This is a genomic window from Sphingosinicella sp., assembly GCF_052387495.1.
In the GTDB taxonomy this organism is placed as follows: domain Bacteria; phylum Pseudomonadota; class Alphaproteobacteria; order Sphingomonadales; family Sphingomonadaceae; genus Allosphingosinicella.
Window position 1 is genome coordinate 1 of sequence record NZ_JBQTJC010000042.1, and the last position, 13,781, is coordinate 13,781.

15 protein-coding genes and 1 tRNA gene are annotated in these 13,781 nt (G+C 68.3%); 13 read left to right on the forward strand and 3 right to left on the reverse strand.

Annotation, left to right across the window (positions count from 1 at the left end; all coding sequences use genetic code 11):
• The 4 genes from ACT4N8_RS02505 to ACT4N8_RS02520 form a co-directional block, all read left to right on the forward strand.
• On the forward strand, window positions 1–512 hold a 512-nt coding region (locus ACT4N8_RS02505), incomplete at its 5' end, for a deoxyhypusine synthase family protein (protein WP_444856560.1).
• Window positions 513–709: 197 nt separating this feature from the next.
• Window positions 710–1,408 carry a L,D-transpeptidase family protein gene (locus ACT4N8_RS02510; protein WP_444856561.1) on the forward strand — a complete coding sequence of 233 codons (699 nt, stop codon included), beginning with the start codon at window positions 710–712 and terminating at the stop codon, window positions 1,406–1,408.
• A 79-nt stretch (window positions 1,409–1,487) separates the two neighbouring features.
• Window positions 1,488–1,649, forward strand: coding sequence for a hypothetical protein (locus ACT4N8_RS02515; protein ID WP_444856562.1), 162 nt, complete (start codon window positions 1,488–1,490; stop codon window positions 1,647–1,649).
• A gap of 21 nt (window positions 1,650–1,670) precedes the next feature.
• On the forward strand, window positions 1,671–2,105 hold the full coding sequence (locus ACT4N8_RS02520) for an MAPEG family protein (RefSeq protein ID WP_444856563.1): 435 nt from the start codon (window positions 1,671–1,673) through the stop codon (window positions 2,103–2,105).
• Between the two features lie 2 nt (window positions 2,106–2,107).
• Here ACT4N8_RS02520 and ACT4N8_RS02525 read toward each other — a convergent pair whose 3' ends face one another.
• Both ACT4N8_RS02525 and ACT4N8_RS02530 read right to left on the reverse strand, forming a co-directional pair.
• Window positions 2,108–2,671, reverse strand: coding sequence for a cold-shock protein (locus ACT4N8_RS02525; protein WP_444856564.1), 564 nt, complete (start codon window positions 2,669–2,671; stop codon window positions 2,108–2,110).
• A gap of 107 nt (window positions 2,672–2,778) precedes the next feature.
• Entirely contained in the window at window positions 2,779–3,321 is a 543-nt protein-coding gene (locus ACT4N8_RS02530) for a regulatory protein RecX (protein ID WP_444856565.1), read from the reverse strand.
• A gap of 107 nt (window positions 3,322–3,428) precedes the next feature.
• Here ACT4N8_RS02530 and ACT4N8_RS02535 point away from each other — a divergent pair, with 107 nt between their 5' ends.
• From ACT4N8_RS02535 to ACT4N8_RS02575, 9 genes are all read left to right on the forward strand, one after another.
• Window positions 3,429–5,186, forward strand: a complete 1,758-nt coding sequence (locus tag ACT4N8_RS02535) for a fatty acyl-AMP ligase (protein WP_444856566.1) — start codon at window positions 3,429–3,431, stop codon at window positions 5,184–5,186.
• Between the two features lie 59 nt (window positions 5,187–5,245).
• Entirely contained in the window at window positions 5,246–7,585 is a 2,340-nt protein-coding gene (locus ACT4N8_RS02540) for a putative bifunctional diguanylate cyclase/phosphodiesterase (protein WP_444856567.1), read from the forward strand.
• Window positions 7,586–7,648: 63 nt separating this feature from the next.
• Window positions 7,649–7,724: transfer RNA gene (locus tag ACT4N8_RS02545), tRNA-Trp, on the forward strand.
• A gap of 365 nt (window positions 7,725–8,089) precedes the next feature.
• A complete protein-coding gene (gene secE, locus ACT4N8_RS02550; protein ID WP_444856568.1) occupies window positions 8,090–8,287 on the forward strand; it encodes a preprotein translocase subunit SecE in 198 nt (65 codons plus the stop codon).
• Between the two features lie 24 nt (window positions 8,288–8,311).
• Window positions 8,312–8,851, forward strand: coding sequence for a transcription termination/antitermination protein NusG (gene nusG, locus ACT4N8_RS02555; protein ID WP_444856569.1), 540 nt, complete (start codon window positions 8,312–8,314; stop codon window positions 8,849–8,851).
• 122 nt (window positions 8,852–8,973) lie between these two features.
• Window positions 8,974–9,573, forward strand: a complete 600-nt coding sequence (locus ACT4N8_RS02560) for an ABC transporter substrate-binding protein (RefSeq protein WP_444856570.1) — start codon at window positions 8,974–8,976, stop codon at window positions 9,571–9,573.
• A gap of 31 nt (window positions 9,574–9,604) precedes the next feature.
• Entirely contained in the window at window positions 9,605–10,288 is a 684-nt protein-coding gene (locus ACT4N8_RS02565) for an ABC transporter ATP-binding protein (RefSeq protein ID WP_444856571.1), read from the forward strand.
• A 7-nt stretch (window positions 10,289–10,295) separates the two neighbouring features.
• Complete coding sequence (locus tag ACT4N8_RS02570) at window positions 10,296–11,411, forward strand: ABC transporter permease (protein ID WP_444856572.1); 1,116 nt, start codon at window positions 10,296–10,298, stop codon at window positions 11,409–11,411.
• Entirely contained in the window at window positions 11,411–12,814 is a 1,404-nt protein-coding gene (locus tag ACT4N8_RS02575; protein WP_444856573.1) for a cytochrome P450, read from the forward strand. Before ACT4N8_RS02570 ends, ACT4N8_RS02575 begins: the two co-directional genes overlap by 1 nt.
• A 398-nt stretch (window positions 12,815–13,212) precedes the next feature.
• Here the strand turns inward: ACT4N8_RS02575 and ACT4N8_RS02580 are convergent, their stop codons facing one another.
• Entirely contained in the window at window positions 13,213–13,443 is a 231-nt protein-coding gene (locus tag ACT4N8_RS02580) for a hypothetical protein (RefSeq protein ID WP_444856574.1), read from the reverse strand.
• Between the last annotated feature and the right edge of the window lie 338 nt (window positions 13,444–13,781).

Below are 13,781 nucleotides of genomic sequence, written 5' to 3' on the forward strand. Positions count from 1 at the left end.
AGGCGCACAGCCTCGTCAAGCTGGCCTATGAGCATGACGTGCCGATCTTCTGCCCGGCCTTCGTCGACAGCTCGGCCGGCTTCGGCCTGGTCAAGCATCAGGTCGACGCGATGAAGGCGGGCCGGCCACATATGGTGCTCGACGCGATCGCCGATTTCCGCGAGCTGACCGACATCAAGATCCGCGCCGGCACCACCGGCCTCTTGATGATCGGCGGCGGCGTGCCGAAGAATTTCGCCCAGGACACCGTCGTCTGCGCCGAGATCCTCGGCTACGAGGATGTCGAAGTGCACAAATATGCGGTCCAGATCACCGTCGCCGACGTCCGCGACGGCGCCTGCTCCTCCTCGACGCTGCAGGAGGCGGCGAGCTGGGGCAAGGTCTCGACCGCGCTCGAGCAGATGGTCTTCGCCGAGGCGACCACGGTCGTCCCGCTGCTCGCCAGCGACGCCTACCACCGCGGCCACTGGCGCGAGCGCGCGAAGCGGTCGTTCGGGAAGATGTTCGACTGAGTCTGAAGGCCCGTCCTAGCGTTTCGTCGATGGATTCGAACCGTTCGTCTTGATCCGGCATCCCGAACGCAGGATCGGCGGCCTTTGACGACGCGCGCGTTTCTCATCCGCCGGACCGACCTACCGACCCCCTGAGAAGACCGGACAGCGGCTTCGCCAAAAGGCGGCTCCGCACCGGCTCGTAAGGGAGGTTGGTTATGAAGCTTGCCCCGTTCTGGTCGGCCGCCTCGGCCGCTATCGTCCTCACCCTCGCCGCGGCGCCCGCCGCGTCGAGCGAGCACACCGACGCCGCGATCGGCCTCCCCGTCCCCGCCGTCCAGGCGCTCGACGCCGTCTCGGCCCCGGTCGCGGCGCCCGTCGCGGCGGTGGCCCCTGCCCCGGCGCCGGTCGTCCGGCGCGCCTTCTACGATGCCGACGAGCAGCCGCTCGCCCCCGGTGCGTTCGTCTGGCGGCCGGAGCTCGCCACCGCCGGCCCGGTCGAGATGGTGGTCAGCATCCCGCTCCAGCGCGCCTATGTCTATCGCGGCGGCGTCCTGATCGGGGTGACGACCGTCTCGACCGGTCGCCCCGGTCATGCCACGCCGACCGGCAGCTTCCCGATCCTGGAGAAGCGCCGCGAGCATTATTCGAACCTCTACAACAACGCGCCGATGCCGTTCATGCAGCGGCTGACCTGGGATGGGATCGCGCTCCACGCCGGCCAAATCCCGGGGCGCCCCGCCTCGCACGGCTGCGTCCGGCTCCCCCTCGAATTCGCTCGCTTGCTCTTCGCGGCGACCCGGGTCGGCGGCGAGGTGCACATCGTCGACAGCGCGCCGACCGCCGAGACGGCGCTCGCCGAGGTGCGCGGCCCCACCGAGATCGGCGTGGAGATGACCCTCGCCAGCCTGCGCTAGGAGGCTAGTCCCCAAGGGGGTTGCCTCGCGCGGCCGGTTCCGGCAGCTATGCCGGCACCGAAAGCGTGAGGGGAAGAAGATGAAGCCGATCCGCCGCAAGTTCGTCCGCCGCTCGTTCATGGCCGCCGTTACCGGCGCCAGCGCCCTGACCCTGCAGGCCTGCAGCGGCGACGCCGAGCCCGCAGCCGGCAATAACAGCACTGGGCAGGCCGCCCCCGCCGCCACCGACCAGGACTCGTAAGGCTCGTAAGGGGCGCTTCCGATGCACAGCGCCATCTTGGGGCCGGTCGTCGCGCTGGTCGCGTGGACGCTCGTCATGCAAATCTGGATGTACGTTACCCGCCTGCCGGCGATGCGGCGGGCGGGGATCGAGCTCAAGGGCCGGCGCGGTGGGCGCGGCGCCCAGCTGGACGGAATCCTCGAGGACAAGGTCCAGTGGAAGGCCCACAATTACAACCATCTGCTGGAGCAACCGACGCTCTTCTATGCGATCGCGATCACGCTGGCGCTGCTCGGCGGCGGCGATGTCTGGATCAACGTCTGGCTGGCCTGGGCCTATGTGGCCTTGCGCGTGGTGCACAGCCTGATCCAGGCGACGGCCAACGTCGTGCGCTGGCGCTTCCTCGTCTTCAGCCTCGCCTCGTTCTGCCTACTCGGCCTCACCGTCCACGCCGCGGCGCGGCTGCTCAACTTCTAGAGTCAGCGGCCCTCGACTTCGACCGCGAGCGGGCCCTTGCGGCCGACCGCGATCCGTGCCCTGAGCGGCTGCTCGGGCACGAGGTCGTTGAGGCCGCCGCGGCGTACCGTCTCCATGTGGACGAAGATGTCCTCGCTGTCGTCCTCCTCGCGGACGAGGAAGCCATAGCCGCGCAGGCGGTTGAACCATTTGACACGCACCGGCTCGAAGACGCCGGCATCGTCGAGCAGCGCCGAAGGGTCGATCCGGTCCGCCCCGACGCCCTGGCCGCGGCTCGGTTCGGGCATGATCGCCTGGCTGAGATCGATGGCGAGCACCTTGCGCGCCTGCAGCCCCCTCTCCTGCTCGGCGACAAGGCATTCGACGACCGCGCCTTCGGGGAGGCTCCGCCGGTCATGCTCCTTGAGCACGCTGAAATGAATGAGGATGTCGCCCTCGGCCTCATCGGAGACGACGAAGCCGAAGCCGCGGGTGGCGTCGAACCATTTGACCGTGCCGGTCACGCGGGCCAGCCCCTCGTCGCCATGCGTGGCGGGAACGCCCTCGCCATCGAGAGCGGGAGACACTCCGCTTACTCTCTCGTCACGCGACATTTTGCGCAAATCTCTACAGCCGGCCCCCCAATGGCCGACCGTGAAATTACCATGATTCCACCGATTGTGAACTGTGGCGCTCAGTCGCCGTCCGCTTCCGGGACGGCGCCGGGCCGCGCCGCGACAAGTTTTCGCGCCAAATCAAGCGGATGACCAGCACGCAGCATTCTGGCCAGTGCCTTTTCACGCCCCTCGCGATCAGCGAATTCGTCGGCGAAAGGGCCGATCCGGCGCTTTTCGGCGAAGCGCAGCGCCGCGCTCCATGCCTCCGCGCGCGCCGTCTCCCGCGCTTCGAACGAATCCTCGTCGCCGACCCCGGCCGCGCGCAGCGCCGCGTCGACCCGCCGCTCGCCATAGCCGCGGCGACCGAGCGCGGCGCCCTTGGCGTTGGCGAAGGCGCGGTCGTCGACATAGCCGAGGCCCGCCATCCTGCCGACCAAAGGCTCGACCTGCGGCTCCCCCGCCCCGGCCCAGCCGCGCTCGCGCAGCTTGCGGGTGAGATAGGCGGCGAGCCGGGCCCGCGTGGTCGCGTAGCGCTCGGCATAGCGCAGCGCGAGCCGCTCCAGGGCCTCGCCGTCGAGCGGCGGCCGTCGTTTTGTCGGGCGATCCTGCCTCACCGCCATGTTTGTGCCACAGTCGAGCCGGAATATGAACGCGCCCCGCCTCGTAGAGGGGCGCTGAAACTGTCATTTCGGGCCCTGTCGGCCCGTCGAAAAGGATTCAGCCAGACGTGACTCAAGGTTACGCCGATTCCTCGCACGAGGCGCTCGTCCCCACCCCCACCGACGACGATCTGCCGCGCCGCTTTTCGGACTTCGCGACGATGACGGAGGCGCTCGATTATGTCGCGCAGGGCCGCAAGGGGATGAACTTCCACGACGCGCGCGCCACCCTGGTGCGCGTCTATCCCTTCGCCGAGTTGCGCGAGGACGCGCTCACCCACGCCCATCGCTTCCTCGCCCGCGGCATCGGCGCCGGCGAGCGGGTGGCGCTGATCGCCGAGACCGGACCCGAGTTCGTTGCCCTCTTCTTCGGCGCGCTCTACGCCGGCGCCTGGCCGGTGCCGCTGCCGCTCCCGACCTCCTTCGGCGGGCGCGAAGCCTATATCGACCAGCTCGCCGTGCAGCTGGAGAGCGCCGATCCCGCCCTGCTCCTCTATCCGTCCGACCTGCAGATGGCGGCGACGGCGGCGGAGCAGACCGGCACCGCGGGGCTGGATTGGGAGACGTTCGCGGGCGAAGCGGCGGAGGCGGGTGAGCTGCCCGAGATGCGGCCCGACGACATCGCCTATCTGCAATATTCGAGCGGCTCGACCCGCTTTCCGCACGGCGTCGTGATCACCCACCGCCAGCTGCTCAGCAACCTCGCCGCCCACGCCCATTCGATGCTTATCGGCCCGGGCGACCGCGGCGTCTCCTGGCTGCCTTTCTACCACGACATGGGGCTGGTCGGCTGCATGCTCTCGATCGTCGCCAACCAGATGTCGGCCGATGATCTCAAGACCGAGGATTTCGCCCGCCGCCCGCTCGCCTGGCTCGACCTGATCAGCCGCCACCAGGGCACGGCGATGAGCTATTCGCCGACCTTCGGCTACGACATCTGTGCCCGGCGCGTGTCGAGCCAGATGAACGTCGCCGAGCGCTTCGATCTGTCGCGCTGGCGGGTCGCCGGCAACGGCGCCGACATGATCCGCCCAGACGTGATGCAGGCGTTCGTCGACACCTTCGCGCCCGCGGGCTTCAAGGCCTCGAGCTTCCTGCCCAGCTACGGCCTCGCCGAGGCGACGCTTGCAGTGACGGTGATGCCGCCGGGCGAGGGCATCGTCGTCGAGATGGTCGAGGAGACCCTGCTCGCGGGCGGTGGCCCGGGCGAGCGCGACCGGCCCCAGCGCTACCGCGCCGTGGTCAATTGCGGCAGGCCGGTCCGGGAGATGAAGGTCGCGATCCGCGGCGACGACGACAGCCTGCTCGGCGAGCGCGAGATCGGGCGGGTGTTCTGCCGCGGGACCTCGGTGATGGCCGGCTATTTCCGCGACGAGGAAGCGACCGCCGCCTGCCTCGATGCCGACGGCTGGCTCGACACCGGCGACATGGGCTATCTCTCGGACGGCTATCTCTACATCGTCGGCCGCGCCAAGGACATGATCATCATCAACGGCAAGAACCACTGGCCGCAGGACATCGAATGGGCGGTGGAGCAATTGCCCGGCTTCAAGGCGGGCGACATCGCCGCCTTCTCGATCACCACGCCCGGCGGCGAGGAGACTCCGGCGGTGCTCGTCCAGTGCCGTACCTCGGACGAGGCGGAGCGCGACCGGCTGCGCGACAGCATCCGCGAGCGCGTCCGGGCGATCACCGGGATCAACTGCGTCGTCGAGCTGGTCCCGCCCCGCTCGCTGCCGCGCACCAGCTCGGGCAAGCTCAGCCGGGCCAAGGCGCGCAATCTCTACCTCTCCGGCGAAATCCAGACCTACGGCATCGCCGCCTGATATATTTAAAGATAACGCTTCCCTAACGCTTTCGCCCTTATGGCGCTCTCAGGAGCGTCATGACCGAAAAGAGCCTCCCGAAACTCGACTGGCGCGTGGTCTTCAACCGCGCCGTCCCCCCCGACACCAAGGGGTGGGGGCGCGTGCGCGCCGCGCAATTGCGCGAGATGGGCCGAGCGATGGTGATCGGCGCCTGGGGGCAGACGATCAACGCCCTCCTCGTCGCCTATATGCTCTTTGCCGCGGTTCCGCCCGCGCACCTCGCGGCCTGGCTGGTGAGCCTCGCCATCCTCGTTCACTATATCGCCCGCAACAAGGGGAAGCTGGCCAAGCGCGAGATCCATTCGCTGCCGAAGCAGCCGATCAACCGCGTCGCCTATCACAGCGTCTTCTTCGGTCTCGTCTGGGCGATGCCAGCGCGCTACTTCTTCGAGTTCGCCAACCACGGCCAGCAACTCGCCTTGTGCGTGATCACCGCGACGATGATGGCGGGCGCCGCCTTCATCTTCTCGCCGATCCCGGCCGCCGCCGCCGCCTATGTCGTCATCATGGGAGTCGTCGTGACCCGGATGCTGCTCACCACGGATTCGCTGGTGATCGCCTCGATCGGGCCGATCTACACGGCCGCGATGCTGATGATGGTGCTGCAGAACGGCCGCGCCTTCATGCAGCGCAAATGCCTCGACATCGCGCTCGAGGAGCGCAGCGAGACGGTGTCTCTGCTGCTGCGCGAGTTCGAGAGCTCGGACGCGGACTGGCTGTGGCACACCAATGCCAGCCTCGCCTTCAACACCGTCTCGGCGCGGTTCGCCCGCGCGATCGGCCGCACCGCCGAGGAGCTCGAAGGCATGACCGTCCTCGACCTGTTCGGCGAGGTGCCGCGCACCGACCAGAGCGTGCGCCGATCGATGGCGGCGGCGGAGGCAGCGCTCAGCCGGCGCGAGGCGATCACCGAGCTGATCGTCCCGCTCCCGGTCGGCGACGGCGTCAAAAATATCGAGATTTCGGCGCGGCCCACTTTCAACAAGCAGGGCCGCTTCACCGGCTATCAGGGAGTCGGCTCGGACGTCACCGCGACGCGGCTCGCCGCCGACCGCATCGCCCATATGGCCCGCCACGACGCGCTTACCGGCCTGCCGAACCGGCTTCAGCTGCTCGAGAATCTCGAACATGCGATCGCGGCCGCCAAGGCCCGGGGCGAGCAATGCGCCGTGCTGCTGGTCGATCTGGACCGGTTCAAGACGATCAACGACAGCCTCGGTCACGTCGCGGGCGACCATCTGCTGCAGCAGGTCGCGCGCTGCTTCGAGACGGTGATCTCCGACGAGATGACGGCGGGACGCCTCGGCGGCGACGAGTTCGCCATCGTCATCCCCTCGGTGACGAGCCAGGCCGAGGTCGAGCAGCTCTGCCTCGCTCTGGTCGGCGCGCTTCAGGGCCCCTTCCTCTATCGCGACCAGCGCCTCTTCGTCGGCGCCAGCATCGGCGCCGCGTTCGGGCCGGGCGACGGCGACAGCGTCGAGGAGCTGGTCCGCAACGCCGACCTCGCGCTCTATCGGGCGAAGGCCGGCAACGGCAACGACATCCGCTTCTACGAGCCGAGCTTCCACGCCCATGCCGAGGAGCGCCGCAAGATCGAGCTGGCGCTGCACGGCGCGGTCGACGCCGGCGAGTTCACGCTCAATTACCAACCCGTGGTCGACGCCGGGACGCTGCAGATCCGCAGCTTCGAGGCGCTGCTCCGCTGGCACAGCCCTGAACTCGGCCAGATCTCGCCCGCCAAGTTCATCCCGATCGCCGAGGAGACCGGCATGCTCGGGCGGATCGGCGAATGGGTGCTGCGCACCGCCTGCATCGAGGCAATGAGCTGGCCTACGGATATTTCGATCGCGGTCAACGTCTCGCCCAAGCAGCTGCACGATCCGGGTTTCATCGTCACGCTCGTTTCCGCGCTCACCCAGGCAGGGCTCGAGCCGCACCGGCTCGAGCTCGAGGTGACCGAGACCGTCTTCCTGGAGTTGACCGGCTCGACCAAAAAGATCCTTCAGCAGATCCAGAGCCTTGGAGTGCGCCTCGCGATGGACGATTTCGGCACCGGCTATTCCTCGCTGGGCTATTTGCGCCAGGCCGATTTCGACACGCTGAAGATCGATCAGAGCTTCGTTCGCGCGATCTCGCTGGAGGATCCGGAGAGCACCGCGATCATCCGCGCCGTCGTCGCGCTGGCCGGGAGCCTGGGCATGAAGACGGTGGCCGAGGGGGTCGCCACCGAGGAGCAGCTCCAACTCGTCCGCACCCTTGGATGCGACCGCATCCAGGGCTATATCTTCTCCCGCCCGGTCACCGGGAACAGCGCCCGCGCCCTGCTCGGTCAGCCGAAGAGCCGCGCCGCCGCCTGAGCCTTGCGGACGTCGCCCAGCTACTTGCCACCCCAATGCCGCGCGGTTAAGGCGCGCGGGCCTAGGAGTGTAGCTCAGCTGGTAGAGCATCGGTCTCCAAAACCGAGGGTCGTGGGTTCGAGTCCCTCCACTCCTGCCACTTTCCGGGGGCACCGAAGGCGATGGCGGGGGCGCGTCCCGCCGGTTTCCGAGGGCGCCGAAGGCGGACCGAGCGATAGCGGGAGCAGGTTCCGCCCATTCCCCGATGACCGAAGCGAGGCCGGCCGGATGACCGCGCCGAGCCAATTCGGGGACCGCCACACGCCTCTTGCCCGCGGCCCGGCCGGCGGCTAGAAGCCCGGCCAATCCGGCATGGGTAAGGGCGGCGCCAGTTCCAAGGGACTGGGCAGCGGGGCCTTGCCCGAACGGGCGGCACTGGCATTCGCCCGCCGGGCGATTATGTATTATGTTAAGGGCCGCCCGATCATTTTCAGGGCAAGTCCGGGCAAGGAAGGCGAGACCAAGGTGGCGAGAGTCAATCCCGGAGAATTTTTGAGGCAGGTCCGCGCCGAGAGCGCGAAGATCGTCTGGCCGAGCCGCAGGGAAACGATGATGACCGCGGTCATGGTCGTGATCATGACGACCCTGCTCGCCCTCTTCTTCTTCGGCGTCGATTCGGGGTTCAGCAGCCTCGTCCAGGCGCTGCTCCGCCTGCTCGGCTAAAGTTTCAAAACGCAAAGGCGATCCATGTCCCGCTGGTACATCATCCACGCTTATTCGGGCTTCGAGAACAAGGTCCGCGATTCGATCATGGCGGAAGCGACCCGCATGGGCCTCCAGCAGGCGGTCGAGGAGGTCGAGGTGCCGACCGAGAAGGTCACCGAGGTCCGCCGCGGCAAGAAGGTGACGAGCGACCGTAAATTCTTCCCCGGCTACGTCCTCGCCAAGCTGGCGATGAACGACGACGTCTACCACCTCGTCAAGAACACCCCCAAGGTGACCGGCTTTCTGGGCTCGAGCGGCAAGCCGCAGCCGATCAGCGACGCCGAGGCCGCCCGCATCCTCAACACCAAGGACGAAGCCGCCAAGGCCGAGCCCAAGCAGCGGATCAGCGTCGACTATGAGATCGGCGACAATGTGAAGGTGCTGGACGGGCCGTTCGCCTCGTTCAACGGCTTGGTCGAGGAGCTCGATTTCGAGAAAGGGCGCGTGAAAGTGGCCGTCTCGATCTTCGGGCGGGCGACGCCGGTGGAGCTGGAATTCGAACAGGTGGAACGGGTTAAATGAGACGCGTTCCAGCCTGAACTCGATTTGGATTCAGCTTAGCTCAACCTCTCTCTCCCGCGCATGGACACCGGCTCGGAGGCCGTCGCGCTTCCGCCTTGACAGGCGCCCCCGTTAACTAAAGCATGCCGCTCGTGCCTTACGACCGGAGGGGGGCGCTGATCGCCTTAGGGGCGACCTTGCTGTCGCCCGCGCTTGCGTTCGCCCAGAGCGCTCCGGATCCGCGCCAGCCGATCCGCTACCTCGAGCGCGCGCTGACGCCCGCCGACGGCCGCGTGCCCGCGCCCGCCGCCGTCCGCGCGGCGGTGGAGCGCTCGTTCGACACCGGCGCGATCGCCCGTGCCGTGCTCGCCAGCCACGCTAATGGCGCCACGGCGGCGCAGCTGGCCCGATTTCGCGAGGCGCTGACCGGCCGCATCGTCCGCGACCTGCTGAGGCGGTTGCGCCCCGACCGACGGGGACAGCTCGAAATCACGCACAGCCGGCCGATCGGCGCAGGCGAGTGGCTGGTCACGTCGCGGGTTCTCGTCCCGGGGGAACGACCGCGCGCGATCGGCTGGCGGGTCGGCGCCTCGCGGGGCGCGCCACGGATCAGCGACGTCCTAGGCAGCGGCACGAGCATGGTCCGCGTGCTACGCAACGAATATGGCGGCGCGCTGCGCCGGCTCGGCATCGACGGCGTCGCGACGCGAATGGAGGAAAGGAACCGGCGGCGGCCCGGCTGATCCAGGTCGGGATAGAAAGGGGGGAGGCACTATGCAGGATGGCGATGCGATCCTCGTCATCGAGGGCGTGCGGCGCGAGTTCGATGGCGGCAGCATCGTCGCGCTCGACGGCGTATCGCTGTCCATCGGCCGGCGCGACCTGACCGCCGTCCACGGACCCAACGGCAGCGGCAAATCCACCCTGCTCAACCTCATGGGCGGGCTGGACTTGCCGACAAGCGGCACGGTGAGCTTCGACGGCCGGCGCTCGCCCAAGCCGGCGGAATGGACCGCGCTGCGCGCCGGGACGATCGGCATCATCTTCCAGGAGTTCAACCTTCTGCCGACGCTCACCGCCTCGGAAAACGTCCAGGTGGCGATGTTCGGCGTCGTGCCGAGCCCGGCCGAGCGTCGCGATCGGGCGATCGCCCTGCTCGACGAGGTTGGGATCGGCCATTGCGCCGGGCGGTTCCCGCCGCAACTGTCCGGGGGCGAGCGGCAACGGGTGAGCATCGCCCGCAGCCTCGCCAACGGCCCCGTCCTGCTGCTCGCCGACGAGCCGACCAGCAACCTCGACAGCAAGGCCGGCGCGGCGCTGATCGAGCTCCTGATCGCGCTGTGGCGCGAGCGCGGGATCGCCCTGGTCATCGTGACCCACGACCGGGCCGTGCTGGAGAGCTGCGCGCGGCGGATCGGGATGATGGACGGGAGGGTGACCGAGGATGTCCGCGGCTAGCGCCCCGATGCGATGGCTCGGCCTCGTCGCGCGGAACCTGCTGCGCCGGCCGGGGCGCGCCGCCTTCACGCTGCTCGGCGTCGCGCTCGCGGTCGCCAGCTACGTGGCGCTGACCGGGCTCGCGCGCGGCATGATCGAAGGCGCCGGCGCGAGCCATGACGAGCGCGGGGTCGACCTGATCGTGACTCACCGCGGCATGGTCGACATGTTCGCCGGCTCGCTGCCGGACTCCCTTGCCGCGGCGATCGGGAGCCAGCCCGGCGTCGCCGAGGTCGCGGCCGAGCTCGATACCGCGCTCGAGCTCGGCGACGGCCAGGCGGTCGTGGCGGGTTGGCGCCGCGACCAGTTCACCTTTCGCGAGATGCGCCTGCGCGGAGGCCGCCTGCCCCGAGACGGGCAGGCCGAAGTCGTGCTCGGCGACCTCCTCGCGGAGGCGGCGGACGTGGACCTGAACGGCGAAATCGAGCTCAACTTCGAGCGGTTCCGCGTGGTCGGCATCTCGGCCTACGAAACCGGCTATCTGCGCAACATGGCGATCATGCCGCTGCCGAACCTGCAGGCGCTGCTCGCCCGCCCGGGGCAGGCGACCCTGGTCCAGGTGCGTCTCCAGCAGCCCGGCGATGCCGACGCGCGCGAGGCGGCGCGCGCGCGCATCGCGGCGCTGCGTCCGAATCTCAGCGTCTCCACCACCGCCGAGGCGATGCGCTCCAGCCGCCTGATCCAGATGATCGATTCGACGTCCCTCGCCATTTCGATCGTGGCGCTCGCGATCGGCTGCCTCTCGGTGCTCAACACGCTGGCGATGGGGGTGGAGGAGCGCACCCGCGAAATCGGCATTCTCTCGGCGATCGGCTGGAGCAGACGGCGAATCCTGGCGCTCATCCTTTCGGAGGGCTTCGTGCTTGCCGGGATCGGCGGGCTGGTCGGCGTGCTGCTGGGGTGGGTTGGGCACAATGTACTCGTGGACTCGCTCACCCCCGGCGGCGGGCTATCGGCTTCGGCGATGGTCGGGCAGGCGGTCCGGGCAGAGGTCGCGGCGCTACTGGTCGGCCTAACGGGTGCGCTGGTGCCCGCCTGGCGTGCTTCGCGGCTGGCGCCGGCGGCTGCGCTGAGGCACCAATGATGTGGCGCGCGGCCGACACCCCGCTGGCGCCGCCACGGACATTCCAGCGGCCCGATCCGCCCGCCCCGGAGCCGCCTGCTTCCGACCTTTCGGTGATGCGGCTGGTCGCGCGGCTGCGATCCAACGGGATCGTCGCCTGGCCCGAACGCGCCTATCGCGAGTCATTTCTCCACCGTCGTTACCTCGGCGTCGACTCCTATCTGGTCAATGATCCGGACGAGGCGCGGCGCATCTTCCTGGCCGATGTGGACGTCTTCGAGCGGCCGCTCGGATTCCGGCGGCTCTATCGCCCCATCTTCGGCGGCGGGCTGTTGCTGGCGGAAGGAGCACAGTCGCGCAAGCAACGTCGACGCATCGCGCCCGCCTTCTCGGCCCGCCACGTCGAGCGCCTCATTCCGCGATTCCTCGCGGTCGGCTCACGGATGCTCGTCCGCCTGGCGGGGGAGAGTCACGCCAATCTCTCGAAGGCATTCCAGGACGCCGCCATCGACGCGATTGGCTCGGCGGCGCTTTCGGTTTCGCTCGATCCCATCTCTTCGCGCATCGCCGCATTTCGGACGAGCTATTTCCGTTGCGGCGCCCGGGTTTCGATCTTCGATCATTTCGCGCGCCGCGAGGGAGACTTTTTCCTCGATCACGGCATCCGAGGCCGTTCGGGGCGTATCGGACGCGCGATCGTCGCGGAAATCATCGAGCTGCGGCGAAATCGATCCGAGGACGCGCTCGGAGCGCCGGATTTGCTGGACCTTCTGCTCGCGGCCCAGCGAGCGAATCCTGAGTCACTGACCGATGTGGATATTCTCGACGAAGTCGCGACGATTCTCGGCACGGGCTTCGATACGGCCGGGCGCAGCATGTTTTGGCTCGCATTCCTGCTGGCTATTCGGCCCGAGGCGCAAGCCGTCGTGCGCGATGAAGTGCGACGATTTCGGCCCGGCGAGGTGCGCCATTTGGCTGACCTCGACCGCTGGCCTTATCTACGACAGTGCCTTTGGGAAGCGATGCGCCTATATCCGCCGCTGCAAGGAATCGTGCGCGTGCCGCTCGGTCCAGTCGAGATCTGCGGCCAGCGTGTGGAACCGCGATCCTATGTGGCGGTGTCACCTTGGGTGATGCACCGGCATCACATGCTGTGGGATCGGCCGAGCGCTTTTGTGCCGGAGCGTTTTCCGGTCGATCCTGTCGCGGCGATGCGCACACGGGGGTTCATTCCGTTCGGGATGGGCGCGCGCACCTGCATCGGCGCGGCATTCGCTCTGGCCGAGATCACTCTCCTCCTTGCTCAGCTGTTCGAGCGCTATGAGATCGGGCTTGGCGACAATCACTCGGTTATGCCCATGTCGATTGTCACCACAATTCCCAGCGTCGAGCCGATGTTCCGGCTGCGGACGCTCGCACCGTGACTCCCTGGAGCCTCCTCATCCCTGATTCCGCGACGCAGGAATGGAGGCGGCGCGGCGGATTCGCCGCTGAGTTGAGGCGCAGGACACGGGCGGGCCTGACTCCAGCCGACTCCCGATCCATCCCGCTGGCGACCGGCCCGGTAAGCGTCAAAGACGACCGCGCTAGCGGTTCTTCAGGTTGCGCTTCCTCCAATCCCTGAGCATCCATCAGCCTTCCCCCCGATCAAGTCCGGGGTATGGCTGACAGGCCCTGCTACTCCTTCGACTGGCCCAGCTAGAAAGGCTCGCCAAGGCACCATCGTGCCGTGACGTCGATCGGGCTCGGCTTCGCCGACCCGTCGGCCGGCGTGCGCCGTCTCGTTTCGCTGCTAACGAGCGCTACGCGCTCGCTTCGCTGCTCAACGGCGGCTTCGCTTCCAATCCTTGAGGCGCCAGCCGCCGAAGAGTGCCCGATCCGGATCGTGCTTCCCCTTCTTCGGGTCGGCCTTCGACCACCCCGTCACCTGCTCCAGCGAAGGGATCGCCGGAAGCTCGTCGCCGGGGAGATTCCAGTCGCCGGCCTGCTCCCAGCGGGCGGCGCGGCGCATCGCTTCCTCCTCGGCTTCGACCTTCTTCTCGTGGGTCCACATCGCGGCGAGGCGCTGGCGGTGGGTCTCGTCGGATTCGCCGCGCCGGCGGCGGTAGGGACTCGCTTCGCTCGCTGCCCCTCCACCATGCTTCGGCTGCGCGGTCGCAAGATCCCCCGGACCTTGCTCACATGCTCGCTCCCCCTCCCCGAGAATCTCGGGCGGATTATGCTGGCTATGGACGCTTGCGTTTCGGGAAGGGCGTCCCGGGAAGCTTGAGCGGCGGGGCGCGGAGCGCGCGCAGGGCCTGATCGACGGTCAGGCCCTCCTGCCATTCGAGATCGGCCTCGGTCTGAATCCACGGCGCGCGCGCCGCCTCGATCGCGGCGGCGGTGGCACGG

What these genes read in the sequence shown, in the direction of transcription:
- ACT4N8_RS02510 (WP_444856561.1), top strand. Translation starts at nt 710, where the DNA reads ATGAAGCTTGCCCCGTTCTGGTCGGCCGCCTCGGCCGCTATCGTCCTC.
- ACT4N8_RS02515 (WP_444856562.1), top strand. Translation starts at nt 1,488, where the DNA reads ATGAAGCCGATCCGCCGCAAGTTCGTCCGCCGCTCGTTCATGGCCGCC.
- ACT4N8_RS02520 (WP_444856563.1), top strand. Translation starts at nt 1,671, where the DNA reads ATGCACAGCGCCATCTTGGGGCCGGTCGTCGCGCTGGTCGCGTGGACG.
- ACT4N8_RS02530 (WP_444856565.1), bottom strand. Translation starts at nt 3,321, where the DNA reads ATGGCGGTGAGGCAGGATCGCCCGACAAAACGACGGCCGCCGCTCGAC.
- ACT4N8_RS02540 (WP_444856567.1), top strand. Translation starts at nt 5,246, where the DNA reads ATGACCGAAAAGAGCCTCCCGAAACTCGACTGGCGCGTGGTCTTCAAC.
- nusG (WP_444856569.1), top strand. Translation starts at nt 8,312, where the DNA reads ATGTCCCGCTGGTACATCATCCACGCTTATTCGGGCTTCGAGAACAAG.
- ACT4N8_RS02560 (WP_444856570.1), top strand. Translation starts at nt 8,974, where the DNA reads ATGCCGCTCGTGCCTTACGACCGGAGGGGGGCGCTGATCGCCTTAGGG.
- ACT4N8_RS02565 (WP_444856571.1), top strand. Translation starts at nt 9,605, where the DNA reads ATGCAGGATGGCGATGCGATCCTCGTCATCGAGGGCGTGCGGCGCGAG.
- ACT4N8_RS02570 (WP_444856572.1), top strand. Translation starts at nt 10,296, where the DNA reads ATGCGATGGCTCGGCCTCGTCGCGCGGAACCTGCTGCGCCGGCCGGGG.
- ACT4N8_RS02575 (WP_444856573.1), top strand. Translation starts at nt 11,411, where the DNA reads ATGTGGCGCGCGGCCGACACCCCGCTGGCGCCGCCACGGACATTCCAG.
- ACT4N8_RS02580 (WP_444856574.1), bottom strand. Translation starts at nt 13,443, where the DNA reads ATGTGGACCCACGAGAAGAAGGTCGAAGCCGAGGAGGAAGCGATGCGC.